General features: G+C 60.1%; 21 protein-coding genes and 1 pseudogene. 10 read left to right on the top strand and 12 right to left on the bottom strand.

Going from position 1 to position 25,538, the window contains the following annotated elements; all coding sequences use genetic code 11:
* Positions 1–36 precede the first annotated feature (36 nt).
* The 7 genes from J1C48_RS03930 to J1C48_RS03900 form a co-directional block, all read right to left on the bottom strand.
* Positions 37–921 (bottom strand): PaaX family transcriptional regulator C-terminal domain-containing protein, encoded by an 885-nt coding sequence (locus J1C48_RS03930; protein WP_231081558.1) that lies wholly within the window; start codon positions 919–921, stop codon positions 37–39.
* Between the two features lie 258 nt (positions 922–1,179).
* The gene (locus J1C48_RS03925; RefSeq protein ID WP_207256419.1) at positions 1,180–1,965 is read right to left on the bottom strand and encodes an amino acid ABC transporter ATP-binding protein; all 786 of its coding nucleotides are present in this window, start codon (positions 1,963–1,965) and stop codon (positions 1,180–1,182) included.
* Positions 1,966–1,993: 28 nt separating this feature from the next.
* Entirely contained in the window at positions 1,994–2,725 is a 732-nt protein-coding gene (locus J1C48_RS03920; protein ID WP_207256418.1) for an ABC transporter permease, read from the bottom strand.
* An 11-nt stretch (positions 2,726–2,736) separates the two neighbouring features.
* Positions 2,737–3,405, bottom strand: a complete 669-nt coding sequence (locus J1C48_RS03915) for an ABC transporter permease (protein ID WP_207256417.1) — start codon at positions 3,403–3,405, stop codon at positions 2,737–2,739.
* Positions 3,402–4,022 (bottom strand): hypothetical protein, encoded by a 621-nt coding sequence (locus J1C48_RS03910; protein ID WP_207256416.1) that lies wholly within the window; start codon positions 4,020–4,022, stop codon positions 3,402–3,404. Before J1C48_RS03910 ends, J1C48_RS03915 begins: the two co-directional genes overlap by 4 nt.
* Before the next feature lie 67 nt (positions 4,023–4,089).
* Positions 4,090–4,863 (bottom strand): transporter substrate-binding domain-containing protein, encoded by a 774-nt coding sequence (locus J1C48_RS03905; protein WP_207256415.1) that lies wholly within the window; start codon positions 4,861–4,863, stop codon positions 4,090–4,092.
* A gap of 270 nt (positions 4,864–5,133) precedes the next feature.
* Positions 5,134–5,601 carry an Lrp/AsnC family transcriptional regulator gene (locus J1C48_RS03900; RefSeq protein WP_207256414.1) on the bottom strand — a complete coding sequence of 156 codons (468 nt, stop codon included), beginning with the start codon at positions 5,599–5,601 and terminating at the stop codon, positions 5,134–5,136.
* Positions 5,602–5,722: 121 nt separating this feature from the next.
* On the opposite strand from J1C48_RS03900, the gene J1C48_RS03895 reads away from it, so the two are divergent.
* The 5 genes from J1C48_RS03895 (at position 5,723) to J1C48_RS03875 (ending at position 12,845) form a co-directional block, all read left to right on the top strand.
* Positions 5,723–7,801, top strand: coding sequence for a transketolase C-terminal domain-containing protein (locus J1C48_RS03895; protein WP_207256413.1), 2,079 nt, complete (start codon positions 5,723–5,725; stop codon positions 7,799–7,801).
* Between the two features lie 2 nt (positions 7,802–7,803).
* Complete coding sequence (locus J1C48_RS03890; RefSeq protein WP_207256412.1) at positions 7,804–9,039, top strand: dihydrolipoamide acetyltransferase family protein; 1,236 nt, start codon at positions 7,804–7,806, stop codon at positions 9,037–9,039.
* Positions 9,039–10,439, top strand: a complete 1,401-nt coding sequence (gene lpdA, locus J1C48_RS03885; protein WP_207256411.1) for a dihydrolipoyl dehydrogenase — start codon at positions 9,039–9,041, stop codon at positions 10,437–10,439. Before J1C48_RS03890 ends, lpdA begins: the two co-directional genes overlap by 1 nt.
* 77 nt (positions 10,440–10,516) lie before the next feature.
* Positions 10,517–11,233 (top strand): cupin domain-containing protein, encoded by a 717-nt coding sequence (locus J1C48_RS03880; protein ID WP_207256410.1) that lies wholly within the window; start codon positions 10,517–10,519, stop codon positions 11,231–11,233.
* Between the two features lie 424 nt (positions 11,234–11,657).
* Complete coding sequence (locus J1C48_RS03875; RefSeq protein WP_207256409.1) at positions 11,658–12,845, top strand: aromatic amino acid transaminase; 1,188 nt, start codon at positions 11,658–11,660, stop codon at positions 12,843–12,845.
* A gap of 101 nt (positions 12,846–12,946) precedes the next feature.
* On the opposite strand, the pseudogene J1C48_RS18850 reads toward J1C48_RS03875, so the two are convergent.
* A pseudogene (locus tag J1C48_RS18850) lies at positions 12,947–13,116 on the bottom strand (IS481 family transposase); the annotation flags it as partial.
* A gap of 473 nt (positions 13,117–13,589) precedes the next feature.
* Here J1C48_RS18850 and J1C48_RS03870 point away from each other — a divergent pair.
* Complete coding sequence (locus J1C48_RS03870; protein WP_207256408.1) at positions 13,590–14,423, top strand: prephenate dehydratase; 834 nt, start codon at positions 13,590–13,592, stop codon at positions 14,421–14,423.
* Positions 14,424–14,506: 83 nt separating this feature from the next.
* On the opposite strand, the gene thyA is transcribed toward J1C48_RS03870, so the two are convergent.
* From thyA to J1C48_RS03855, 3 genes are all read right to left on the bottom strand, one after another.
* Entirely contained in the window at positions 14,507–15,427 is a 921-nt protein-coding gene (thyA, locus tag J1C48_RS03865; RefSeq protein ID WP_207256407.1) for a thymidylate synthase, read from the bottom strand.
* A 388-nt stretch (positions 15,428–15,815) separates the two neighbouring features.
* On the bottom strand, positions 15,816–18,095 hold the full coding sequence (locus J1C48_RS03860) for an NADP-dependent malic enzyme (RefSeq protein WP_207256406.1): 2,280 nt from the start codon (positions 18,093–18,095) through the stop codon (positions 15,816–15,818).
* A gap of 11 nt (positions 18,096–18,106) precedes the next feature.
* Positions 18,107–19,111, bottom strand: coding sequence for a type I glyceraldehyde-3-phosphate dehydrogenase (locus tag J1C48_RS03855; RefSeq protein WP_207256405.1), 1,005 nt, complete (start codon positions 19,109–19,111; stop codon positions 18,107–18,109).
* Between the two features lie 240 nt (positions 19,112–19,351).
* On the opposite strand from J1C48_RS03855, the gene J1C48_RS03850 reads away from it, so the two are divergent.
* On the top strand, positions 19,352–20,236 hold the full coding sequence (locus J1C48_RS03850) for a LysR family transcriptional regulator (protein ID WP_207256404.1): 885 nt from the start codon (positions 19,352–19,354) through the stop codon (positions 20,234–20,236).
* Positions 20,237–20,258: 22 nt separating this feature from the next.
* Here J1C48_RS03850 and J1C48_RS03845 read toward each other — a convergent pair whose 3' ends face one another.
* On the bottom strand, positions 20,259–20,966 hold the full coding sequence (locus tag J1C48_RS03845) for a GntR family transcriptional regulator (protein ID WP_207256403.1): 708 nt from the start codon (positions 20,964–20,966) through the stop codon (positions 20,259–20,261).
* 197 nt (positions 20,967–21,163) lie between these two features.
* Here J1C48_RS03845 and J1C48_RS03840 point away from each other — a divergent pair, with 197 nt between their 5' ends.
* The 3 genes from J1C48_RS03840 (at position 21,164) to J1C48_RS03830 (ending at position 25,537) form a co-directional block, all read left to right on the top strand.
* A complete protein-coding gene (locus tag J1C48_RS03840) occupies positions 21,164–22,120 on the top strand; it encodes a tripartite tricarboxylate transporter substrate binding protein (RefSeq protein ID WP_207256402.1) in 957 nt (318 codons plus the stop codon).
* Positions 22,121–22,333: 213 nt separating this feature from the next.
* Positions 22,334–24,373: a tripartite tricarboxylate transporter permease gene (locus J1C48_RS03835; protein WP_207256401.1), complete on the top strand. Its 2,040-nt coding sequence runs from the start codon at positions 22,334–22,336 to the stop codon at positions 24,371–24,373.
* Between the two features lie 90 nt (positions 24,374–24,463).
* On the top strand, positions 24,464–25,537 hold the full coding sequence (locus J1C48_RS03830) for a tartrate dehydrogenase (protein ID WP_207256400.1): 1,074 nt from the start codon (positions 24,464–24,466) through the stop codon (positions 25,535–25,537).
* Position 25,538: the final 1 nt, after the last annotated feature.

Here is a 25,538-nt window from a genome sequence, read left to right as displayed (position 1 = left end):
ACAGTTTCACCCCAGGAAACTTGGCCCCAGGGGCCACTATGCCGAATATGTTTGGAGTTGATTTTCACGCGCAGTAGTGGCAGGCGTTTCCCGCGACAAAGGTCCGCTCTCGTTGACGAAAACCCGACCAATTTGCCGATCAGCAGCGACCGACCAATCCAAATACCGTTCGGAAAACAACCGACGAGCCTGGGTGCCTGGCCAATCGCCCGGCAATGCGGCGCGGGGCAGGTTCGGATCACGCAACACGATGGATCGGAAATCGTGCACCAACAGCAAGCGCAGCGATAACGCGTCTGAGCCGGTTATGGGGCCCGTGGTGAGCTTCGAATATCGATTAATAAAGGCTCGATATGACTCGGCCAATGGTGCTAAGGTGAAACGGTCCGCAGCGAACTTGCCGAGGAAAGTCTCGCCCTCGCTGATGCTTGCATCAAATACGAGCGCGTTGTCATTCAACGTGGGGGGAAGTGGTCTCAAGCCTACCAGAGTGTCCCCGGTGAGACGCGCATATCCATGCCGCTCAAGATGGCGAATTTCGTCTTCGACGGACTCGCCGGTCAGGCAAATGAACCGCCACCTGTCCTGATCCCCCGGAGAAAAGAGCTGTCGGGCAGCAAGCGAGAACTCGACCCGCGCGGCGGGGGTCAACGTGTAAAAACTCCGCTTGCCCGAGCGCTCGCCGACCAGCTGGCCACCACGAACAAGCCTCGAAACAGCTGTTCGAACCAAGGTCTCACTAATTCCAACCGCACCGCAGACATCGATCAGATTCCCGATCCAGACGATGCCACCGCGCGGTTCCACTGCGTCGCCATAGACCGTCACGATAAAGCTGGCAGCTCTGATAGGCTTTTCGTCTAATAAGGCAAGTACAGCCTTTTCCCCTGACATCGGTCTCTTGCTGTTCTGTTCGGCCAATCCGCAGCGCCCCCGGGAGGAAAGGCCACCCTCATAACGCCGCCGACATTAGAAATTCAAGATAAAGCGTCTTTTGCCAATACTGATGGGGGGGATGATCTCTTACATTGAACCGTGGATTGTCCTACAAGAACACCAAGGCGCGCGATTTTGCCGTCAAAGACCTTGAAATCTAGCGACATCGGAGCCTGCGCCATCGGTTCTGAAGATTGCGTATGACAAAAAAAAGGGGCGTCTCCGCCCCCTCTTTACGTCCGCCTATCGAAGGATTTGTGCCAGGAAGTCCTGCGCACGGGGCGTTTTCGGGTTGCCAAAGAACTCTTCCGGCGGGGCCTCTTCGACAATCGACCCTCGATCCATGAAGATGACACGGTCCGCCACCTCACGAGCAAAGCCCATTTCATGCGTCACGCACACCATGGTCATACCGCCTTGGGCAAGACCGACCATCGTATCGAGCACTTCTTTGACCATCTCTGGATCAAGCGCCGACGTCGGCTCGTCCAGGAGCAGGATTTTCGGCTTCATACACATCGCGCGGGCAATCGCGACGCGCTGCTGCTGACCACCGGATAGCTGCGACGGATACTTCAACGCCTGCTCGGCGATCCGCACCCGGCTTAGGAAATGCATCGCCACGTCCTTGGCATCCCGGCGACTCATACCCTTTACGGACATCGGAGCGAGTAGACAGTTTTCCAACACGCTCATATGCGGGAAGAGATTGAAGCTTTGGAACACCATTCCGACTTCACGCCGGATTTGGTCGCGATTCGCTTTCACCTTGTCCAAGGGAATTCCGTTGACCACGACCGTGCCCGCATCGTGGCCTTCGATCCCGTTCATGCAGCGGATCAGAGTGGACTTTCCAGAACCGGATGGCCCACAGATGACGAGTTTTTCTCCGGACGCGATCTCAAGATTGACATCGCTCAAAGCCTGGAAGGGGCCGAAACGCTTGGCAATGCCGACGACCTTGATCTGGCCGGATTGTCCGCTTTCGCCCGCCGCTTGTGCACTATTCGCCAAGGCATTGTTGGTCATATCCAGTTCCTTTCTCGTACCGCCAAGCTCAAGCGTGAACAGTTTCGGTTTGCTGTAGAGGCGTGGGGTTGAGAGTTTTCATGTGTTCAAGCGAAAGGCGCTGCTCCAGGCGTCGCAACAACCAAGAAAGAGTTGTCGTGATGCAGAAATAGATCGCACCAGCCGTCAGGAAGATTTCGTACGGCGCATATGTGTTGGCGACTTCGAGGCGCGCCACACCGGTAAGGTCCATGAGCGTCACGGTGCTGGCAAGTGACGTTGCCTTGACCGTCAAGATGATCTCGTTCTCGTACGCAGGAAGAGCCGCGCGAATGGCGAGTGGTATCGTCACTTTCCGCTGCGTCTGGAACCAGGACAGACCAAGGGCGTAGGCTGCCTCCACAGGCCCCTTTGCGATCAGGCGAAGTGCGCCAGAGATAATCTCTGCTGTATAAGCCGCCGAGTTCAAGCCCAAGGCGATGATCACGCACCAAAATGGATCGCGAAGGATCGGCCAAAGAGCGGAGTGTCGAACGAAGTCGAGCTGTCCCAGGCCGTAGTAGACCATGAACACCTGCAAAAGAGACGGGATGCCCCGGATAAGCAGGATGTAGGCGTTGGCCGGTCCGTGGAGCCAAACGCTCTGAGCGTTGCGGGCATAGGCAATCGGGATCGCCAACATCATGCCGAGGAGAAGAATGAGGATGGACAGCTTGCCGGTCAGACCAACCCCTCCCATGAGCTTGGGGAAGGCATCGGACATCAATTGAAAGTCGAGCATCTCTGGCCTCCTTATGCAAACCCGCGATCAGCTCGCTTGCGAGCGTATCGGAGGCCCAAAGTCGCCACCCCCGTCAAGATCAAGTAGATGACGGCGGCAGCAGAGTAGACGTAGAACGGTTGGCGTGTCGCGCCCGACACGACGGAGGACGCGCGTAGAAGCTCTTCCAGGCCAATCACCGAGATCAGCGATGTCTGCTTGAGAAGGATGATGGACAGATTGCCGAAACCCGGCAGCGCGAGCCGCCAAGCCTGGGGCATCACAATCTTGATGAAACAGACCTTGCTGCTTAAACCAAGAGCCATCGCCGCTTCGGTCTGGCCACGCGGGACCTGACGGATGGCACCACGAATAACGTCACTCGCATATGCCCCAAAAATGAAGGCAAGCGCGAAGACACCCGCCATGAAACCGTTCACGTCGACATATTCACCGGCCAGTTTCGTCAGGGCGATCGTGCTACCGAAATAGATCAGGTAGATGATGATGAGGTCAGGAACGCCACGAACAATCGCGGTGTAGGCCTCAACGGCATATCGGAAGGGGCGGCTCGCGTAGGTTTTGACTGCGCCCAGAAATATCCCCAGCACCGTACCGACAATCAGCGCGGCAATCGTCACCTCGACACTGACCACCGCTCCATGCAGGAGCTGAATGCCGTATCCTGAAAAAACCGTCATACCGCCTCCTTTTCCGCGCTAAAGCGAGCACCTTTTTCAGCGAGGAGACGACGGATCGGCGCGTTCTTAAACGCCTGCAACGTCCCGCCCGACGTGCGCTCGCGAGCATAGACGATCCAAACGTCGTCCGGTGAGCCAATGACCTCGCCGACGCGAACGCGGTCGGGGAATTGCTCAGCATATTCCAGATAGACGAGCGCCGAGTCGTACGCTCCGTTCAAGAGATTATCGAAGATGATTGGAAGCGAGGCGCCCGGTATAAGGGTCTCCCACTTGTTGTGATCAATGTAGCTTTCGGTCGACGGAGACAAAAGCCCTATCGTCCTGGGACTCTCAACCTCTTTTCGGGTCAGGACAGCCAGCTCTTTGCTGCGAGAGATGAAAGAATCGACAGCAAACATCTTGCTGAAATTGGCTCCCATGGTTTCCGGAGTTTCCGGATGGACGGCGCATTGGACCACAAAATCAAAATCACCGTTCAAAAGGCCTTTGGTGGCGACATTGAAATTCGGGACGAGTTCGATCCGTGCGTTTTCAATGCCATGAAAGCGAATATACTCACTGGTCACACGTTCGTGGTTCGTTCCTTTCGGACCGAAGGTAGCGAATGTGATCATTTGGGCACCTATGAAGAAAACAGATGAAGCGGCGACTCGGTCGCCGCTTCGCTGGACGCCGTGAGGCCTACATCAACTTGAACTTGAAGTACTTCGAGGTGACTTGGTCGTATTTGCCGTTTTTGAAGATCGCGTCGAGCGCCGAATTAACCTGCTTCAGAAGCTCGGGGTCATCCTTGCGCACGGCGATGGCATTACCCTCACCGAGAACCCCGCCGGAGTATTCCTTACCCACGAGGCCAAAATTCGCCGCTTCAGGCGTCGCAAGGAAACCGACCATGGAGGTTACGCGGTTTGCAAGCAGCAGATCGATGCGCCCAGCGATGAGGTCCATTTCTGGATCGGTCGTCTTGTCGTAACGAACAATCTCAGAGTCCTTGTAGTTGTCGGTCAGGAACGTGTCCTGGCTGCTGCCACGCTGAACGCCAATACGCTTGCCAGCGAGCGCCGCGGGCGAGGTGTCGGGATAGCTGCCCTTCGCGGCAACAAACTGGCTGGTCGTATTCTTATACTTTTGCGAGAACGCAACCTGTTGCTTGCGCTTCTCGGTCACCGTCATGCTGGCGACAATCATGTCGTACTTCTTGGCCAGCAGGCCCGGGATGATACCGTCCCATTCCTGTGCGACGATTTGGCACTTTACCTTCATCTCTTCGCAAAGTGCCTTGGCGATATCGACGTCCCAACCGGTCAGATTGCCCTTTTCGTCGACGAAGCTCCAAGGCGCATAGGTGCCTTCGGTGGCAATGCGGAGATCACGGGCCATGACGGGAGTCGACAGTGCGCCAAGCGCGACCACCGACATTGCCAAGACGGACTTGAGTTTTCGAAATTCCATCATTTTCGTTCCCTCTTGCTGGGCTCGTCATTGAGCTGTCATGATTGTTTGTCCGTTCGTCCTGCTTGGTCAATCTGACCACAAATATTTTCATCACAGGAAATCGAGCCGAAATTTTCCTAGGGTCAAAAAAGTGACGATATGAATATCAATACAACGCATTATACGTTGAACTTCGTGCGATTTTTTGCCATAAGGTCACGACACTGACTGCGATGAACTTGGCTGAGAGTCAGTTCGTCGCCATGACTTGCAAAAGCAAAAAAAGCAATCTTAGACAGGCAATGCCGTGGTGTATTTGACGGCTTTGAGCGCGAAGTGGGAAGACGAGGTCAGCACGGCATCATGGGTCAAGATTCCCTCCATGAGCAGTGCTTCATACTCGCGGACATCGCCAACGACGGCCCGTATGAGATAATCCCACTCACCGGACATCGAGTAGCATTCCAGCACCTCCGCATAGCTGTGTATGAATGTCTCGAAGTCATGACGTGCCGCTGGATCATGCGACTTCATCCGCACCTGGCAAAACACATTAAGTCCCTTGTCGATGGCATCGGCATTTACCAGGCGCACTGTCTTGGTCAGGACCCCCGCATCTTCCAGCTTGGTGATCCGCCGCCAACAGGACGCGGCGGACGCCCCGACTTTCTCCGCAAGCTGCGCCTGACTGATATCGCCCTGCTCCTGCACGACCCGAAGGATCGCTCTATCGACTGAATCAAGTGTGATTTTTTTCATTCACGATTGCCCGGATGGATGAAAGATATGTTTCAATTTTTACCCCCAATGCGCCAATATTGAAAGGAAAATAGCGTGCGATCTTAATATCCTGTTCTGAACGGAATTTCGGGAGAACGACATGGATCGCGTCGCTGTCAAATCGCACGGGCGGAATTCACCTGACGAGCGGATCGACTGGCGTAAAGCCGCATACTGCCTTCAGCTCTCTCGGGCCCTCGATGAGATGGAGGAGACACGCCTCGTCCCCGAAAAGAAGGTCCTCTATCAGTTTTCTGCTCGCGGGCACGATATGGCCCAAATTCTTTTGGGCATGCAGCTGACAGGGTCGCACGATGCGACCTGCGGCTACTATCGGTCACGGCCGCTTCTCTTGTCGCTGGGTGTCGATCCGGTCGACGCGCTTGGCTCCGCAATGGGTCGCGCGGGCGGATATTCTGACGGCCGCGACATTGGTGTGGTCTTCAACTATCCCAATCTTTCCGGCGCATCCGCACTGCCCATGTGCGGGGGGGTGGGGGCGCAGTACACCCCGACGGCAGGCTGGGCGCAGGCGATGAATTACTACGCCAAGACGCTGGGGAGAGCCGAATACGCCAAGGACATCGGGGTGGTTCTCGGGGGGGACGGCTCGGTCGCCTCGAACGGCTTTTGGGCGGCCATCACCGCGGCCACAACTCAGTCGCTCCCGATGCTGTTCTATATCGAGGACAACGGCTTCGGCATTTCCGTTCCTTCCACGGTCCAAACCCCGGGCGGAAACATCGCTGCGAATCTGGCAAGCTGGAAGAACCTCAAAATTTTCGACGGTGACGGGTGTGACCCAGCAGCCGCAGCTCGTCTCACTCAAGACGCAGTCGCGTTCGTTCGCGATCAACGCAAGCCGGCCATGCTCCGGTTGACGGTTCCACGCCTGCAGGGACACAGCTTCCAGGATACTCAGACTTACAAGAGCGAAGACACCGTCAAGCAGGAATGGGACCGCGACCCCTTCCCGCGCCTGAAAGAGTACCTGGTTCCGGCCGTTATGACGGCTGACGAATGGGACGCGACGGAAAAGAGTGCTCGTCAAGCGGCGGAGACCGCGCGCGAGGCCGCTGAAGCCCGGCCAATAGCCGATCCCTCCACCGTCACGAACAACGTCTTCTTCAGTGGCGAAATGCAGGTCATGGGCGGTCAGCATCGTGACGGTTATGTCGCGCCGCAGAGCACCGAGACACCCGAGCCCTCCGGCGCGCGCATGAATATGGTCACGGCGATCCGCAAGACACTTGACCATGAAATGTCCATCAACGAACGCGTCGTGATCTTTGGTGAGGATATTGGCCCCAAGGGCGGCGTTCATGCCGTTACGCTTGGTCTTCAGGATAAGTTCGGCATCGAGCGCGTGTTCGATACGTCCTTGTCGGAAGAAGGAATCATCGGCCGGGCCGTCGGCATGGCCTTGGCGGGTCTTGTGCCGGTCCCAGAGATTCAGTTCCGCAAATACGCCGAACCGGCGACCGAGCAGCTGAACGACTGCGGTACGATCCGATGGCGGACAAACAATCGCTTTGCCGCACCAATCGTGGTCCGAATGCCAGGCGGCTTCTTTAAGTGTGGTGATCCTTGGCACAGCCAGACTAACGAGGTCGCGTTCGTACACCAGCCTGGCTGGATGGTTGCGGTCCCCTCCAACGCAGAGGACGCCGTTGGTCTGCTCCGCACTTCACTGCGCGGAAATGATCCTGTCATCTTTTTCGAACACCGCGCGATGCTCGACCATGCCTGGGCACGACGTCCTTACCCCGGTGACAACTTCACACTGCCGTTCGGCAAAGCGAAGTTCACGCGCACCGGCAACGACATCACCATCGTAACCTGGGGTGCCATGGTTCAGCGCTGCGAGGAAGCCGCTGACGGTGTCTCGGCTGACGTGATCGACCTTCGCACGCTGATGCCATGGGATCAGGACGCGGTCCTGACCTCGGTCAAGAAGACACGGCGCTGCCTAATCGTTCACGAGGATTTGGGATCGGCTGGTTTCGGCGCGGAAATCTCCGCCGTCGTCGCGGACAAAGCTTTCATGGACCTCGACGCCCCCGTGTCCCGCCTCACGATGCCGGATATTCCGAGCCCGCATAACCCCGTCCTTCTGGACTGGGCGGTCCCGTCGGTCGAACGCATCTCCAAACGTATTACCGAGCTTCTGGAGTTCTAAAAATGGCCGACGTCATTGATATCCTTGCCCCTATCGAACAGGAAGGAACCAAAGCCGTCGTTCGGAACTGGCTGAAGCAAGTTGGCGACACCGTCGCCGAAGGCGACGCACTGGTCGAGTTGGAAACCGACAAGGTAACCCAGGAGGTCCCCGCCCCCTGCGACGGCATCCTGACCGAAATCACCCTGACGAGCGGCGTTGACGCGACCCCTGGCGCGATCCTTGGCCGTCTGACATCTGGAAGCGGCGCGGCGGCGCCGGCTCCCGTCGCCACCGGCCCGGTTGCTGCCCGCGCCGTCGAAGCCGTCTCCGTCAACGAGCACTTCTCGCCGGCGGTGAGGCGTGCCGCTTCGGAATACGGTATCGATCCTTCAACGGTAAGCGGCACCGGCAAGGGCGGTCGCGTGACCAGAGCCGATATGGATCTGGCCAACGAGCGGAAGCCCAAGCCATCTCCGACTCCAATGGCAACACCGTCCGCTCCGATCTCGCCTGTGCCAGCAAGCGCCGCGGCTCCCGCCCCGATTATGAGAATAGACGGCGGCTCGTCTCGCAAGGTCCCGCATTCCTCAATGCGCTTGGCAATTGCCAAGCACATGTCACACTCCCTTTCGACCGCACCGCAGGTCACTGCGGTGTTCGAAGCGGACTTCACAGCCATTATGCGCCACCGCGACGCACATAAGGCTCGAATGAAGTCTGAAGGGGTGAACCTGTCTTACACGGCATATATCGTTGCGGCCTGCACGGCCGCCATGAAGGTCGTGCCTGAGGTCAACAGCCAGTGGCACGACGATTGCCTTGAGGTGTTCGGGGACATCAACATCGGCGTCGGCACCGCCTTAGGAGACAAGGGTCTCGTGGTTCCGGTCATCCACCAGACCCAGCACCTCTCCCTGCAGGGGATAGCAGCCCGTCTGCAGGAGATGACAAACAGGGCGCGGTCCAACACGCTGAAAGGCGAGAACCTCAAGGGTGGGACGTTCACCATCTCCAATCATGGCGTTTCCGGCTCCCTGCTTGCAGCCCCCATTATCATCAACCAGCCGCAATCGGCGATTCTCGGTGTGGGCAAGCTGGAAAAGCGCGTCGTCGTCCGCGAAGTGGATGGCACCGACACCATCCAGATTCGCCCGATGGCTTATGTCTCTTTGACCATCGACCATCGCTCGCTCGACGGCCATCAGACGAATACATGGCTGACGGAATTCGTGCGAACGCTGGAGGAATGGTCCTGATGGGCATCGACTACGACTACGACGCCATCGTCATCGGCGGCGGACCGGGCGGTTATGCCTGCGCGATCCGCGCCGCTCAGCTTGGTTTGAAGACGGCTTGCGTCGAGGGGCGGGAGACGCTGGGAGGAACCTGCCTGAACGTCGGTTGTATTCCGTCGAAAGCTTTGCTCAACGCTTCGCATTTTTATCACGCGGCAGCTCATGGCACCTGGTCGAGCTTCGGAATCAACGCCGAAAACGTCTCACTCGATCTACCGACGATGATGTCGCAGAAGGACGAAACGGTTCGCAGCCTTACCAAGGGCATCGAGTTCCTGTTCAAAAAGAACAACGTCGAGCGGCTACAAGGCTGGGCGCAATTCGAAGACTCTCACACAATTTCCGTCGCAGGAAGACGTCACACTGCGAAATCGATAATCATTGCGACAGGATCAGACCCATCGCCCTTCCGCGCGGTTGAGATCAACAACGACGACGGCGTTGTGGTCGACTCTACGGGCGCGCTTGCTCTAAAATCCGTTCCGAAAAGTCTCGTCGTTGTGGGCGGAGGTGTGATTGGCCTCGAACTCGGCTCCGTCTGGGGCAGACTCGGCGCCGACGTGACAGTCCTTGAATACCTGCCCGAGATTCTACCTGGGATGGACAGCGATGTTCGCAAGACGGTCAGACAGTTGCTTCAAAAGCAAGGCTTCACGATCAGAACAGCGGTCGAAGTCCAGACCATTGAGCGAACAAATTCCATTGCGAAAGTTTCGCTGAAAGAGAACGGTCAACTCGAAACAATCGAGGCTGATACCGTTCTCATCGCAACCGGGAGACGTCCAAACACGTCTCGACTTGCGCTGGAAACCATCGGCATCACGGTTGATGTGCGAGGTTTTATCCCTGTCGATCACGGCGCGAAGACCGCAATTGACGACGTTTACGCCATCGGTGACGTCACCCCTGGCCCGATGCTGGCGCATCGGGCGGAAGATGATGGTATCGCACTGGCTGAACGTTTGGCGGGGATACCGCGTGACGTCAACCACAGCGTCATCCCGGCCGTGGTCTATATCGACCCAGAGGTCGCCAGCGTCGGTCAAACGGAAGACGCCCTCAAGATGTCTGGCCGATCCTACAAGGTTTCCAAGTTCCCGATGCTTGCCAACAGCCGGGCAAAGGCGAATCGGGAGACCAACGGGTTTGTCAAACTAATCGCGGACGAAGAGACTGATGTCGTTCTGGGGGCGCACATCATCTCGTCGGTCGCTGGAACGATGATTGCTCAGATCGCCCAGGCCATGGAGTTTGGCGCAACCGCCGAAGACGTGGCGTACACGTGCCATGCCCATCCGACGCACAGCGAAGCGATTAAGGAAGCCGCGCTGGGCATCAGCGGAAGTCCCATCCATGCCTGACCTGTTCGAGGCTCGGTCAGCATTTACGACAAGCGCCGAAACACTCTAAAATGCATGGAAAATGGAGCACAGCGACCGTGCATGATGGAAAGAAAAAAGTCGTAGAGGGCAAACGCGTGAAGCGCGGCGCTCTTTCCATGATGATCCGGCCAAACACGCAGGATGGGGTTGACGAAACATCGGCTTCATCGGCGGGATCCCCCTCGTCCGTCAAGGCTCCCACCGGTGAAGCTCTGGCTATCGCCGTTGGCAAGGAGATCAAGAGTCTCCGCCTGAGCCTGAGCATGGCAGCCAACCAGTTGGCTGAAGCAGCAGGGCTCTCCAACGGCATGATGTCCAAGGTTGAACGGGGGACAACGACTCCATCCTTTGGAACGCTCGTGGCAATTTCAGCGGCTCTCAAAGTTCCGGTTGCTCGATTGTTTGCAAGCCATGAGCAACGTGCCGACTATTCGCTGGTCCGGGCCGGGAAAGGTATTTCCGTTCACCGTCGCGGCTCGAAGGTCGGTTTAGATTACGAACTTCTCGGCCACCTGCTGTCGGGAGAGAAATATGTTGAGCCGTATCTTGTGACCCTCAGCAGCGACTCGAGTGTCAGCCCCGGATTTCAGCATACCGGGATTGAGTTCATGTACGTCCTCGAAGGTTCGATGGAATATCGATATGCCGACACGTTGGTAGAGTTGCGCCCGGGTGATACGATGGTCTTCGACGCGAACTCCATTCATGGTCACGAAAAGCTCATTGAGGCGCCGGTGAAGTATCTCTCGGTGGTATTCAATCTGCGTGCCTAAGACAATCAGCACTCACCTGAATGAGTGCAACAAATGCCCGTCCGTCGGCCTCTTTCATCTCGCCAAGCCAGCACACCAGCCTTGCAATCAACGTCACCGCGACCACAACGACTCCAATCAACACGCCTGTGTCTACGCCGGGACCGCCATATCCAGCAGGCCCGGATCGGATCAGAGACATTGGGCACCCGAACACCCAATACCCCATCAGCCCGAGAAGCCGCGGCACAAAGGTGTCGAATATCCCGCGCAGGACATTCGAAACGATGTCTCGGCCGTATGCCCAGCGGCACGATGCGGAGACTCAATAACATAGCGTATCCATTATGCGTCCTTTCGGGCGCACGGCGCGCTCAGTGATGTCAATCGTTCCTTGACCGTTCGCCGAAAGGCGACCGATTTTCTGTATGGAATAGGAGGAAAAATGCCCACACGGACTCTATTGGCGGCGTTGCCTGACCAGAAACCAGATCCCCTGCTCGCCCTTATCAAGAAATTCGCAAGCGATGACCGTCCCGGCAAGATCGACCTCGGCGTCGGCGTTTATCGCAATGCCGAGGGCAAGACACCTGTCATGGCGGCGGTCAAGTCGGCTGAGCACCATCTTTGGGAAACACAGGACAGCAAGTCCTATATCGGTCCGGAAGGTGACCCGACCTTTGTGTCGCTTCTAGCACAAGAGGTTTTTTGCGACGGAATGGTGACAGAAAATCTCGCTGGTGTGCAGACGCCGGGCGGGACCGCCGCGTTGCGCCTGAGCGCCGAAATCCTCGCGCATGACAACGACCGAAGCATTTGGATCGGAACGCCGACTTGGGCAAACCACAACGCCATTTTCGCGACCGTTGGCTTGGGTATCAAGACATACCGCTTCTTCGATCCCCAGACCCAGGCTGTCCGGGTCGATGAGATGCTTTCCGCCTTCGAAAGCGCGAAATGCGGCGACGCCATCCTCCTGCATGCGAGCTGCCACAACCCGACCGGCGCTGCCATTTCCGCCGAGGTTTGGTCGGCCATTGCTGAAATCGTCGCGCGGAAAGGACTTATCCCGCTTTTCGACAACGCCTATCAGGGCTTGGGACGTGGCTTTGCGCAGGATGTCGAGGGCATGCACACGGTTTTGAAAGCGGCAGATGAGGCCATCGTGGCCGTGTCCTGCTCCAAATCCTTTTCGCTGTATCGAGAGCGCACAGGGGCGGCCTTCGTCTTGGGCAACTCGGCAACAGACGTCGCCAGAGGCGTCGCAAACTTCGCGTACCATGCACGAGCCAGCTATTCGATGCCCCCTGCTCACGGTGCGGCCGTTGTGGCGACCGTACTTGCAGACGCGGGACGCCGGAAGTTGTGGATCGACGAACTCGCGTCCATGCGCAGCCGCATCTTTGAAATCAGGACCGAACTGACAAACCGCCTTTCCGCCTACATGCCGCAGCTTGCGGCTGTCGCAGATCAGGAAGGAATGTTCTCGCTGCTTCCGCTGACACCCGAAAACATCACCCATCTTCGAGAGGTTCATGGCATCTACATGCCCGACTCTGGGCGCGTGAATCTGGCGGGCCTTCGGATCGAGCAGGTCGATCAGGTTTCCCGGGCCATCGGCCAATTGCTTTAGCACGCCCTGCGTCCTATCGGGCGCAGAAAGGTCGCTCTAACCCTTTGAATCGACAGCATCGGCCCGAAAATCGATTCCGATTTTCGGGCCGATGCTGTCGCGCGCCGTTTCGGATCGTAGAAGCTGGTGCGGTCGAAGCCGTGCTGACGGCAGGCCTCGGGGCGAGGTTTCCCAGCTCCTTGGCCATGCCCAGGATGCTCAGACGATGATGCGCAACCTTCATCGCCGCATCACGCGGCTTGACGGTCTTCCTTGACGATGACTGTCCCATGGTCCGATCCTCCCTCCCAGAAATGACATGGAAAGACGCTTAAGAGGACCACTGATCTCAACTGTTCAATTTTCGCGAGCCAATTCTGTTCATCTGCTTTCGCGAGAAATGGATGTCGAGCCGTATCTTGTCACCATGACGGATCAGGCCCATCCAGCCCCGGACATCATCACACCGACATACAGATGATCGGCCTGTTGGAGAGCCAAATGTCATTTCGCTAGGCGGACGAGGTCGTCGAACTCAAACCGGCCGCGCCCGTTGTTGGATAGTGGCGGTATCCGTGGGCATGAAAGCTTGCGCCACGCATCCGCCAAGTATCTTGCGTTCATATTCCATCTGCGAAACTGACTTGAATTTCATGACATTAAAATATTTTCAGGCGAATTGAACGGTCCGGACTGCCCGGTTATCCGTCTGGAAAACGATGGACGCATCAGCAGCATGATGCTGCCGTAACCGGGACACGGGGAATGAACGAGCTATTTCGGCAGCCACCAACAATTGATGCATCTACCATCAAAAAAGTTGGCTTCGTCGGACCTAACGGAACCTGGACACATCAGGCGACGCTCGACCTGTTTCGCAATGGTCCCGAACTGATTCCGTTCACGGACGGCTTATTTGAAGCCTATGTTTCAGGGCAGGTGGACGCAGTTTGCGCGCCAGTCACGACGTCTCTTGTCGGCACAACACCGTATCTTGACCAAATCCTCGCCCTCCCCTCGGTGACCATTATTGCGGAATATCCTCGTATTTTGAGCTACAGCCTGATCGCGAGCAAAGAAGCGACCTTCGCATCGATAACCAAGGTGCTCGGTCATCCCGTGGCTCTGGAAGAGGTCAGCGCCTGGATCGACGAGAACATGCCTGGGGTTGAGCGTGAGAGCCGCCCGGGTACAACAGCCTATGTCGCCGAGGAGAATTCACCAAACCTTGCGGCGTTCGGGCCGGGCTTGGGCGCAACGCTTTATGATCTCCAGGAACTTCGAACCGGTATCGAAGAGGGTCTCCACAACGTGACGCGTTGGTGGGTTCTGGGCCGAGATATCGCTCCCCCGACCGGCTTCGACCGGACGACGCTTCTGCTGCGGAGCGACGAAGCATCGATCAGTGCGCAGCTTGCCGCCATTGTGAATTCGGGCGTGCCCATCCTCAATATCTACGAACGCCCAACGTGCGAACGGTTAGACGTCCATCAATACATGATTGATTTTGCGGGACACATTCAGGCCGAACCACGGCTCGCGCAGTTGGCATCGCGAGACGACATCCGCCTGTTGGGGTCGTATCCCAGACGATACTGACTGAGGTCGTGCCGGAAAATAGGACAGCTGTTAAGCTCATCCCGACCCGAGAAACAGAACGGGAATGAAGCTTCAGAGCACATCTAGACAGCCACCGGGGCATCGATTGCCGGGTGAGGATCGTAACCCATCACCTCGAAATCCTCGATCCGATAGTCATCAATCGACGACGGTCTGCGTGTAAAATGGAGCTTTGGAAACGGTCGCGGCTCTCTGGAGAGCAGCGTTTGGGCCATGTCGATGTGATTCAGGTACACATGGACGTCCCCGCCAACCCAGATGAGCTCTCCAGGCGTCATATCGACCTGCTGTGCGATCATGTGAACCAAGGCGGCCTGCTGGCACACGTTGAATGGATTTCCCAGACCCAGGTCGCAGGAACGCTGACCGACGAGAAGGGAGAGCGTCCCCTGATTGTCCGTGCCCTCCTTCGGCTGGCGAACATGAAATTGGTACGTCATATGACACGGGTGCAGCGCCATTTGGTCTAGGTCCCCGACGTTCCAGGCATGGAACAGCATCCGCCTGCTGGACGGGTCTCTCTTCAGCATCTCAATGACACCGGCAATCTGGTCGTGCTCCTCCCCTTTTGCATCGACCCATCGTCGCCACTGCTTGCCGTAGACAGGACCCAGGTCACCCCATTGCAGAGCAAAGGCATCGTCCTGGAGAATTCGTGCCTCGAAAGCCTCTTGTGAAATCGGGTCACCGGTCGCCTTGCGATATGCATCGAGCGGCCAATCAGTCCAAATCTTCACATTCTCGCGCAGGAGCGACTGAATGTTCGTTTGGCCGGTCAGAAACCAGATCATTTCTTTGACGGCCGTTTTCCAAAATACCCGTTTGGTCGTGTAGATCGGTAGCGTCCCGTCCGAAAGATCGAAGCGCATCACCGCGCCAAACTTCGACAACGTGCCGACCCCTGTACGATCGATCCGGCGGTCACCGGTTTCGAGCACGTCTTGGATGAGATCAAGGTACTGAAATTCGGGGTGGCGCGGCATTGATCAATCCCAAAATGAAGTCAGGAACCAGTCTGGCCATCATCGGGTGGCGATGCAATAGCGTGATCATCGTCCAGTCGCTGAACGAGAAGCCCGTTCCTGTGGTAACAGTACGTCGATAGAATCGAAAATAATCTTTATCTTTCAATTGTTTATTATCGATCCTCCGACGTCATACCGACACCTATCGGCGCGCCGAGGACGATGCCGGCCGAGCGCTGACAGAACTGGCAAAAGAGCCGCCCGTCGGCGCCACCAAACAAGCCGTGGCAGACAAGCCGTGGCAGAGCGGACGATTTCTCGCGCCATGCCGCACAGGCGGCAGCGCACTCCGGCGCCTCCGGGATCGATCGCGGCGATCCGCCGATCGCCGCCCTAACGCGGTCCCTCAGCCGTAGCTGGCCACCGCCGAACCGGCCAGCGCGGCGGTATTGAGCAGGCCGCGGACCGTCACGCCCGGCGTCACGATATGGGAGCGGTTGCCCATGCCCATCAGGATCGGGCCGACTTCCAGACCGCCGGCGACCGACTTCAAGATGTTGCGCACCGCTCCGGCTGCGTCGGAATTGGCATAGACGAGGACATTTGCCCGCCCCTCCAGCCGGCCGGCCGGAAACAGCCGATTGCGGATCTCGGCGTCGAGCGCCGTGTCCGTGGTCATCTCGCCCTCATATTCAAAGTCGAGCTTCTTCTCGTTGAGGATTGTGAGGGCGCCGCGCATCACCCGGCCGGACTCGTTGTCGAGATTGCCGAATTGCGAGCTGGAGCACAGGGCGATCTTCGGCTCGATGCCGAAGCGGCGCACATGGCGCGCCGCGGCGATCACCGTCTCGGCGACCTGCACCGCGTCTGGGGTCATATGAACATGGGTATCGGCGACAAACAGCGGTCCGCGATCGAGCACGATCAAGGACAGCGCCGCCACCGGATGGAGATCGCCCGTCGACAGGATCTGGCTGACATAATCCAAATGCCAACGATATTCGCCGAAGGCCCCGCAGATCATGCTGTCGGCCTCGCCGCGATGGACCATGACGGCGGCGATCGCGGTGGTGTTGGTGCGCATCACCGCGCGGGCGAGATCGGGCGAGACACCGCGCCGGCGCATCAGCTCGTAATAGGTGCTCCAGTAATCGCGATAGCGCGGGTCATCCTCGGGGTTGACGATCTCGAAATCTTCGCCGGCCCGGATTTTCAGCCCCTCACGCTCCAGCCGGGCGTTGACCACATCCGGCCGCCCGATCAGGATCGGCCGGTCCTGGGTCTCTTCGGCAATCGCCTGGGCCGTGCGCAGCACCCGCTCGTCCTCGCCCTCGGCAAAGACGATGCGCCGGCTCGAGGCCCGCGCCGCATCGAACACCCGGCGCATCACCGAATAAGAGCGGTAGACCTGGCTGTTGAGGCGGGCACTGTAGGCGTCGAGGTCGATCGGGCGGGCGGCGACGCCCGATTCCATCGCCGCCTTGGCAACAGCCAGAGCGATGGTCGGCAATAGCCGCGGATCGAAGGGTTTGGGGATCAGATAATCCGGCCCGAAGGCCAGCCGCTCGCCGCGATAGGCCTGACCGACCTCGGCCGAGGCGGTCTCGCGGGCAAGCCCCGCGATCGCCTCGACGCAGGCGAGCTTCATTTCGTCGTTGATCTGCGTCGCCCCGACGTCGAGCGCACCGCGGAAGATGAAGGGGAAGCAGAGGACGTTGTTGACCTGGTTCGGGTAATCCGAGCGGCCGGTGGCGATCAGCGCGTCGGGCGCCGCCTCACGCGCCGCCTCCGGCATGATCTCGGGCGTCGGATTGGCCAGCGCGAAGATGATCGGGGCTTTCGACATCTTGGCCACCATCTCCTTGGTCAGGAGACCCGGCCCGGAGACACCGAGGAAAAGATCGGCGCCCTCCATCGCTTCGAGGGTGGTGCGCATTTCCGTGTCGCGGGCGAACTCGGCCTTTTCCGGCGAGAGATCGTTGCGCCGCTTGTGCACCACGCCCTTGGAGTCGAGCATGGTGATATTGTCTTTCCTGGCGCCCATCACCAAAAGCATCTTCAGACAGGCAATCCCGGCCGCGCCGGCACCGAGGGCGACGATGCGGATGTCTTCGATTTTTTTGTCGGCCACCCGCAGGGCGTTGACCGCCGCAGCCGCGGCGACGATCGCGGTGCCGTGCTGATCGTCGTGAAACACCGGGATCGACATCGTCTCGCGGCACAGCCGCTCGACCAAGAAGCAGTCGGGGGCCTTGATATCCTCCAGATTGACCGCGCCGAAGGTCGGCTCCAGGCTGGCGACGATCTCCGCGAGCTTTTCCGGATCGGTCTCGTTCACCTCGATGTCGAAGCAATCGACGCCGGCGAATTTCTTGAACAGAACCGCCTTGCCCTCCATCACCGGCTTGGAGGCCTGGGCGCCGATATTGCCGAGGCCGAGAACGGCGGTGCCGTTGGAGACGACGGCGACGAGGTTGCCCTTGGCGGTATAGCGCGCGGCATCGGCGGAATTCTTCTGGATTTCGAGGCAGGCTTCGGCAACGCCCGGCGAATAGGCGTTGGAGAGATCGCGGCCGGTGGTCATCGGCTTGGTGGCGCGGATTTCCAGTTTCCCGGGCTTGGGAAACTCGTGATAATCGAGCGCCTCCTGCCGTTTCGACAACGGCTGCGACTCGTCCTTCGACATGTGGCGTTCCTCTATCCCTTGTTTCGCTGGGCGATCATGCGTACCATGTCCAGCATTCTGCATGAAAAGCCCCATTCGTTATCGTACCAGCCGAACACCCGGAGAAGGCCGCCGGCCCGTGATGTCTCGGGCCCGGCGATGACGATCGATTCCGGACGAGCGCGAAGGTCCGAGGAGACCAGCGGCCGCTCGGTCCAGCCGAAGACGCTTCTCGCCTCGGCCCGAGCCTTCAAAAGCGCGTTGACCGCCGCGACGCTTGCGTCTCGCTCGGTCGCGACGGTGAGGTCGATTGCCGAGACGCTGGCCGTCGGCACCCGGATCGCGCGGGCGGCGACGCGGCCCGCCAAATGCGGCAGGACGTCGCCGATCAGCCGCCCGGCGCTGGTGCTGGTCGGCACCATCGACAGGGCCGCGGCGCGGCTGCGCGCCGGATCGCCGAGCGGCTTGTCCACCGTCGGCTGGCTACCGGTGTAACAATGGACCGTGGTCATCTGGCCGGAGACGACGCCGAACGCCTCGTCCAGCACCTTCAGCAACGGTGCCAAGGCGTTGGTCGTGCAGGAGGCGTTGGAGATCACCCGCTCGTCACCGAGGCGATCGGCGTTGGCGCCGAGCACCAGCGTCGCGTCGGCGACCTTGGACGGGCCGGAGATCAGAACCGCCCCGGCGCCAGCCCGCAGGCCGCGCTCGATACGTTCGCGGTCGTCGTTGTGGCCGGTGCATTCGAGTACCAGGTCGATGCCCGATAGATCGAGCGCCTGAAGGTCCGGCACGGAGTGAAAAGCGATATCCCGGCCGTCGACGACAAGCCGTCCGGGCCTGGTCTCGATCGTTCCCGAAAACGGTCCGAACACGCTGTCGTATTCAAACAGATAAGCACAGGTCTCCAGCGCCTCGATATCATTGACGAGGACGACCTCGATCCCCGCGTAGCCGCCCTTGGCGAGGATCCGCAGGACGGTGCGCCCGATCCGGCCAAAACCGTTCAACGCCAGTGTGATCGTCGGGTGAGCCATCGTCGCTCTCAACAGACCAGTGCGGGACTGGACAGGCCCGAATCCCCATTGAGCGTGTGTAGCGCGATCCGCGCGTCGACCGCCAGCCTTCGACCGTTACGACCTTAGCGACACCGCCAATCTGCCGCAGAGAAATATACAGGACATTGTCGCAAGCGATCATATGCATTGTTTTTCTCAAAACGATTGGTAAAATCGAACAATTGTCGTTTCGTTAGATTCGCTCATCAGATTCGCCCGATGACCCTTGAGCAGCTCCGCATCTTTCTCGCCGTCGCCGAGCGCCAGCACGTCACCCAGGCGGCAGAGGCGCTGAACCTGACCCAATCGGCGGTATCGGCTGCGATCGCGGCGCTGGAGACCCGCCACGCGGTGAAACTCTTCGACCGGGTCGGCCGCCGGATCGAACTGACCGATGTCGGCCGGGTCTTCGTCGGCGAGGCGCGGGAGATCCTCGGCCGGGTCGAGACGGCAACGCTGGTGTTGGAAGATCTTGCCGAGCACACGATGGGCCGGATCCGCGTCGCCGCCAGCCAGACGGTGGCGAGCTACTGGCTGCCGGCCCGGCTGATGCGCTTTAACGACCGCTTTCCGGACGTCGAGATGACGCTGGCGGTCGGCAACACCACGCAGGTCGCCCGCTGGGTGGTCGAGGGCGGCGCCGATCTCGGCGTCGTCGAGGGTGCGGTGGACGCGGCCGAACTCGAACAGATCATCGTCGGCACCGACGACCTGATGGTGATCTGCGCGCCGGGCCACCCGTTTGCCGACGGCCGGACCCTTGCCGTTTCCGATTTCAGCGAAGCCTCGTGGATTCTGCGCGAAGAAGGCTCCGGCACGCGCTCGGAATTCGAGGCTTGGTTCAGCGCGTCCGGCGGACGCTTCGAAACATTGAAGATCACGCTGGAACTGCCGTCGAACGAGGCGGTGCTCGCCGCCGTCGCGGCCGGATCGAGCGTCAGCGTCTTGTCCGGCCGGGCGGCGGCGCCGGCGGTTGCCCTCGGCAACATCATCGCCATCCCGTTGCCGGGCGCCAAGCGCCGTTTCTTCGCCATCACCCACCGCCGGCGCCATCGCACCCGCGCGCTTGCGGCGATGCACCAGTTGCTGAAGGCCTCCGGTTGAGGCGGCGGCGGCGATAAGCGCCTCACAGATGCTGGAGATGATATGTCTCGAGCAGATTGATGATCAGATCGCGCGCGGCGATCTTGTGGGCCTGCGCCGCATCGCGGGCGGCCGTGCCGTCACCGATACGGATCGCGTCGACGATCGCCTGATGCTCGGCGAGCGAGCGCACCGGACGAGGCCGCAGCCTGAGCGTCATCCGCCGCGCCCGATGCGACTGATCGAGATGGACTTTGGCGATCTGCTCCAGCCGACCGTTGGCACTCCCCTCCACCAGGCGGGCATGAAAATCGCTGTCGAGCGCCGCCCAACGGTGCAGGTCGTCGCCATCGATCGCTTGGCGAAGCCCACCATTCAAGGCTTCAAGATCGGCACACAGCGCCTGGCGCTCCACCGTCCTGCGTTCGGCCGCGAGCATCGCCGCCATGCCTTCGACTGCGACGATGACATCGTAGATCGCCCGCATGTCGGCCGGCGACAGCGCGCAGATGACGACGCCGCGCTTGGCCTTGAGTTCGACCATGCCCTCTGCCTGCAACCGGATAATCGCCTGGTGGACGGGCGTGCGGCTCATGCCGAGACGCTCGGCAATCTCGATCTCCGAGCCTTGGAAGCCGGGCGCGAACTCGCCGTTGCAGATCGCGCGCTTAATCGCCTCATAGGCGGCATGGACCAGCGATGGCCGGCGCTCGGCCGGCAGCGCATCGTGTGACAAGCGGGTTTGCGACATCAGGCCTCCTCCAATCGAGACCTTAGTGCCGCCGTTGCGAAGCGGCAAGTCTGATGCATCCACTGTTGCATGCATCATCGGACGCAACGTTGACATTACCGCAAAACTCGTCCCTGATAGAGTCGACCCGGCCGGGACACACTCTGGAGGAGCGTGCGGACCACCACGGTGCCGGATCGCATTGATGGGAGGAATTCATGAAGCTCAAGGCCTTGCTGGCGAGTGCCGTTTTCGCGTTCGCCGCTGCCACCGGAGTTGCCGTCGCGCAGGACTATCCGTCGAAACCGGTCAACTACATCATTCCCTTCAACGCCGGTGGGGAATCCGACATCGCCGCCCGGCTGCAGCAGCCGGTCTGGGAGAAGATCACCGGCAAGCCGTTGGTCATCCAATACATGGCCGGGGCCGGCGGCGCCCAGGCCTGGTCGCAGCTGAACGGTCTTGAGGCCGACGGCTACACCATCATGGGCACCAATCTGCCTCATATCATTCTGCAGCCGATGGCCCAGAATGTCGGCTACAAGACCGACGACATTTCCAATGTCTACTTCTTCCAATACACGCCGGACGCGATCATCGTTCCGAAGAACAGCCAATTCAAAACGTTGAAGGATCTGATCGACTACGCCAAGGCTAATCCAGGCATTGTCACCGTTTCCGGTTCGGGCACCAATTCGGCCAACGATGTCGCTCAGACCCGCTTCGACAAGCTGGCGGGCGTCACCACCACCTATATCCCGTTCTCCGGCACCAGCCCGTCGACCGCCGCGGTTCTCGGCGGTCAGGTGATGGCCGGCTTCAGCTACACCACCGCGGCAATCACCCAGGGCGACGCCATGCGGGTGCTTGCCGTCGCCGCCGACAAGCGGGTGCCGAGCTTCCCCGACGTGCCGACCTTCAAGGAGCTTGGCTACGACATGGTGGGCGGTGCCTATCGCGGCGTCGCGGTTCCGAAATCGACGCCTGAAGAGGTCAAGAAGCAGCTCTCCGACGTCCTCGACAAGATCAATCACGACCCGGACTTCATCAAGAAGATGGAAGACGGCGGCTTCGTGGTGATCAACGTGCCCTATGACCAGGTGCCGGATTTCATGGCCAAGCGAAAAGCCGAATACGAAGCCGCCGCCAAGGACATGGGCATCGCCAAGAAGTAGGCGCAAGCCTGGCTCGCCGATGGATGAATGAAAGACGTCGCCGGGCATCGGACGCCGCACGCTGGCCGACACGGCGCCCGGCGGCCGAGCAAAGCCCGAAGTTGAGCGCAGGTCTGGACTTTCCTGCGGCCCGGCCGGGATTATCGTGATCCCACGGCACCATGTCGGGCTGCGGCCCGCTCCCCTTCGATCGTCCCGTTTCGGATGGCCTCGATGTCCCATTTCACCTATCTCGCGGCAGCGCTGACACCGCTCAACCTGCTGCTCGCCTTTGCCGGCGTCCTGGCCGGCATCGTCATCGGCGCTTTGCCCGGCCTGTCGGCGACCATGGCTGTGGCGGTGCTGGTGCCGTTCACCTTCACCATGGATCCGGCCTCGGGCCTGATCGTCCTTGGGGCGATCTACACCGGCGCCATCTATGGCGGCTCCTATTCGGCGATCCTCGTCAACACGCCGGGCACCCCCTCGGCCATCGCCACCACCTTCGACGGCTTTCCGATGGCCAAGCGGGGCGATGGCGCGCTGGCGGTGACGCTGTCGACGATCGCCTCGGTCACAGGCGGACTCGTCGGTGCCTTGATGCTGATGTTCCTCGCCCCGCCGCTGGCACAGGTCGCCCTCGCCTTCGGCCCGCCGGAATATTTCTGGCTGGCGGTCTTCGGCCTGACGTTGATCTCGGCACTGTCGGTCGGCAATCTCTTAAAAGGTCTGATCGGCGCCTGCTTCGGCCTGCTTCTGTCGATGGTGGGCGTCGCGGTGATCGGTGCGGACGTCCGCTTCACCTTCGGCAGCCACGTGCTGCTCGGCGGCATCGACATCGTCTCCGGCCTGATCGGCCTTTACTGCGTGCCCGTGCTGATCGACCTCGTCGCCACCAAGGATCCGCATCTGAAAGTCGCCGACAGCACCACCGGCTTCCGGCTGAAGGAAGCGCTGGCGATCACCATGGGCCAGAAGGTCAATCTGATCCGGTCCTCGATCATCGGCACGGTGGTCGGCATCCTGCCGGGTGCCGGCGGCTCGGTCGCGAGCCTCGTCTCCTATTCGGAAGCACGACGCGCCTCAAAGCATCCCGAACGCTTCGGCACCGGCGAGCCGGCCGGCATCATCGCGACGGAATCGGCCAATAACGGCACCGTCGGCGGGGGGTTCATCCCGACCCTCGTCCTCGGCATTCCCGGCACCCCGCCCGATGCCGTCATTCTCGGTGCGCTGCTCGTCCAGGGCATCAAGATCGGCCCGGCGCTGTTCACCGCGCAAAGCTCGATCGTCTACACCTTCATCTTCGGCCTGCTCATCGGCACCATCTTGATGCTGCCGATCGGCCTGATGGTCGGGCGCTACGCCTATAAGAGCATCATCGCCATCCCCAAGGCCGCGCTGGTGCCGACCATCGCCTTCATGACGGTGATCGGCTCCTTCGCGATCCACAACAACCTCAACGACAGCGCCGTGATGCTCGGCCTCGGCGTCATCGGCTGGGTGCTGAACCGCGCCGGCTTCGCGCCCTCGCCGATCGTGCTCGGCCTGGTCCTCGGCCAGATCGCCGAACAGGGCTTCGTCCAGAGCTACCTGATCGGCAACGCCCAGAAGAACGTCATGGGCATGTTCTTCGGCCGGCCGATCTCGCTAGTGATCATCGCCTTTGCGGCGCTGACCCTGTTCTATCCTTTCATCGTCCAGGCGATCGGCGCCGCGCGCGCGCGCGCAAATCGTCGACCGACATGGTCGTGGAGAGCCCCGATGGCACATCATCCTGAATCGCAAGTGTCGCGCCTGCCGCACGACCCGGCCGGAACGACCGTCGCCCTTTTGTTCATCGTCCTCGCGGCCGTGCTGATCCGTGAGACCGAGACGATGTCACCGCTCGGATCGGTGTTTCCGATCACCATTTCGGTGGCGATGATCGTCGCCGCCGCGATCCTCATCCTGCGCAATGTGATGATCGGCCTGCGGCGCAAGCCACCAGCGCCGGACGAGAGCGCTTCAACGCCGGCCGAGCGCGGCTCGACACCCCGCCGGCTGTTGTTTCTCCTTGCCATGGCCGCATGGATCGGGCTCATCCCGGTGCTCGGCTTCTTCGTCGCCAGCCTGCTCGCCTTCTTCGCCATCATGGCGATCGCCACCCATGAGCAGGTATCCGTCAAGGAACTGGCGCTGCTGGTGGTGTTCGGTGTCGCAATCCTGACCGGCTTTTATCTTCTCATGGCGCATGTTCTCTTGATCCCAATGCCGCGCGGCCTGTTTTTTTGACGACGCCGTCCGACGCGGCGCCACCCTGGCGTAGGGACAACTTTGTGCGCCCGGCCCCTGATATGAAGACGTGAAGCAAAGGCCTTTCCCATGCCAAAAACCAACGCCCTCAAGATCGCCACCATCCCTGGTGACGGCATCGGCAAGGAAGTCGTGCCGGAGGGCATGCGGGTCCTCGAAGCGGTGGGGCGCAAATTCGACATCGCCTTCCAGTTCGACGAGGTCGACTGGAGCTGCGAGACCTACAAGAAGACCGGCCGGATGATGCCCGAGGATGGGCTGGAGCGCTTCAAGCGGCATGACGCGGTGTTCCTCGGTGCCGTCGGCTGGCCGGACGTGCCCGACCACATCTCGCTCTGGGGCCTGCTCATCCCCATCCGCCGGACTTTCAACCAATATGTCAATCTGCGCCCCTGCCGGCTGTTGAAAGGCACCACCAGCCCGCTCGCCGGCCGTGGGCCGGAAGACATCGACTTTTATGTCGTGCGCGAAAACGTCGAGGGCGAATATTCCGAGGCCGGCGGCCGGCTCTATCACGGCACCGAGAACGAAATCGCCATCCAGGAGGCGATCTTTACACGGCGCGGCGTCGACCGCATCCTGCACTATGCCTTCAAACTCGCGCAATCGCGGCCGAAGAAGCACCTGACCTCGGCGACCAAGTCGAACGGCATCGTCCATACCATGCCGTTCTGGGACGAGCGCTTCAAAGCGGTCAAGGCCGACTATCCGGACATCCGAACCGACCAGTACCATATCGACATCCTGACAGCCCATTTCGTCCAGCATCCGGATTGGTTCGACGTCGTCGTCGGCTCCAACCTCTTCGGCGACATCCTGTCCGACCTCGGCCCCGCGGTGGCAGGGTCGATCGGCATCGCCCCCTCTGCCAACATCAATCCGGAAGGCGACTTTCCGTCGATGTTCGAGCCGGTCCACGGCTCGGCGCCGGACATCGCCGGCCAGAAGATCGCCAATCCCATCGGCCAAATCTGGTCGGCGGCGATGATGCTCGAGCATCTCGGCCACCCCGAGGCGGCCGAGGCCGTGATGACCGCGATCGAGACGGTGATCGCCGATCCGGCCGCCCGCACCAAGGATATGGGCGGCAAGGCCACCACCGCCGAATGCGGCGCGGCGATCGCCGAAACGCTCGCGGGCTGAA

It is taken from the genome of Jiella flava (assembly GCF_017349315.1).
GTDB classification, from domain to species: Bacteria; Pseudomonadota; Alphaproteobacteria; order Rhizobiales; family Rhizobiaceae; genus Jiella; species Jiella flava.
The sequence above is the reverse complement of the archived record's forward strand: the minus strand, read 5'-3'. Positions and strand labels throughout refer to the sequence as shown.

Bases quoted from the DNA above. Each gene is read 5' to 3' on its own strand.
- thyA (WP_207256407.1), bottom strand. From the start codon at position 15,427: ATGCCGCGCCACCCCGAATTTCAGTACCTTGATCTCATCCAAGACGTG.
- J1C48_RS03860 (WP_207256406.1), bottom strand. From the start codon at position 18,095: ATGTCGAAGGACGAGTCGCAGCCGTTGTCGAAACGGCAGGAGGCGCTC.
- J1C48_RS03915 (WP_207256417.1), bottom strand. From the start codon at position 3,405: ATGACGGTTTTTTCAGGATACGGCATTCAGCTCCTGCATGGAGCGGTG.
- J1C48_RS03925 (WP_207256419.1), bottom strand. From the start codon at position 1,965: ATGACCAACAATGCCTTGGCGAATAGTGCACAAGCGGCGGGCGAAAGC.
- J1C48_RS03870 (WP_207256408.1), top strand. From the start codon at position 13,590: ATGAACGAGCTATTTCGGCAGCCACCAACAATTGATGCATCTACCATC.
- lpdA (WP_207256411.1), top strand. From the start codon at position 9,039: ATGGGCATCGACTACGACTACGACGCCATCGTCATCGGCGGCGGACCG.
- J1C48_RS03900 (WP_207256414.1), bottom strand. From the start codon at position 5,601: ATGAAAAAAATCACACTTGATTCAGTCGATAGAGCGATCCTTCGGGTC.
- J1C48_RS03875 (WP_207256409.1), top strand. From the start codon at position 11,658: ATGCCCACACGGACTCTATTGGCGGCGTTGCCTGACCAGAAACCAGAT.
- J1C48_RS03910 (WP_207256416.1), bottom strand. From the start codon at position 4,022: ATGATCACATTCGCTACCTTCGGTCCGAAAGGAACGAACCACGAACGT.
- J1C48_RS03830 (WP_207256400.1), top strand. From the start codon at position 24,464: ATGCCAAAAACCAACGCCCTCAAGATCGCCACCATCCCTGGTGACGGC.
- J1C48_RS03920 (WP_207256418.1), bottom strand. From the start codon at position 2,725: ATGCTCGACTTTCAATTGATGTCCGATGCCTTCCCCAAGCTCATGGGA.
- J1C48_RS03855 (WP_207256405.1), bottom strand. From the start codon at position 19,111: ATGGCTCACCCGACGATCACACTGGCGTTGAACGGTTTTGGCCGGATC.
- J1C48_RS03845 (WP_207256403.1), bottom strand. From the start codon at position 20,966: ATGTCGCAAACCCGCTTGTCACACGATGCGCTGCCGGCCGAGCGCCGG.
- J1C48_RS03890 (WP_207256412.1), top strand. From the start codon at position 7,804: ATGGCCGACGTCATTGATATCCTTGCCCCTATCGAACAGGAAGGAACC.
- J1C48_RS03835 (WP_207256401.1), top strand. From the start codon at position 22,334: ATGTCCCATTTCACCTATCTCGCGGCAGCGCTGACACCGCTCAACCTG.
- J1C48_RS03895 (WP_207256413.1), top strand. From the start codon at position 5,723: ATGGATCGCGTCGCTGTCAAATCGCACGGGCGGAATTCACCTGACGAG.
- J1C48_RS03840 (WP_207256402.1), top strand. From the start codon at position 21,164: ATGAAGCTCAAGGCCTTGCTGGCGAGTGCCGTTTTCGCGTTCGCCGCT.
- J1C48_RS03850 (WP_207256404.1), top strand. From the start codon at position 19,352: ATGACCCTTGAGCAGCTCCGCATCTTTCTCGCCGTCGCCGAGCGCCAG.
- J1C48_RS03905 (WP_207256415.1), bottom strand. From the start codon at position 4,863: ATGATGGAATTTCGAAAACTCAAGTCCGTCTTGGCAATGTCGGTGGTC.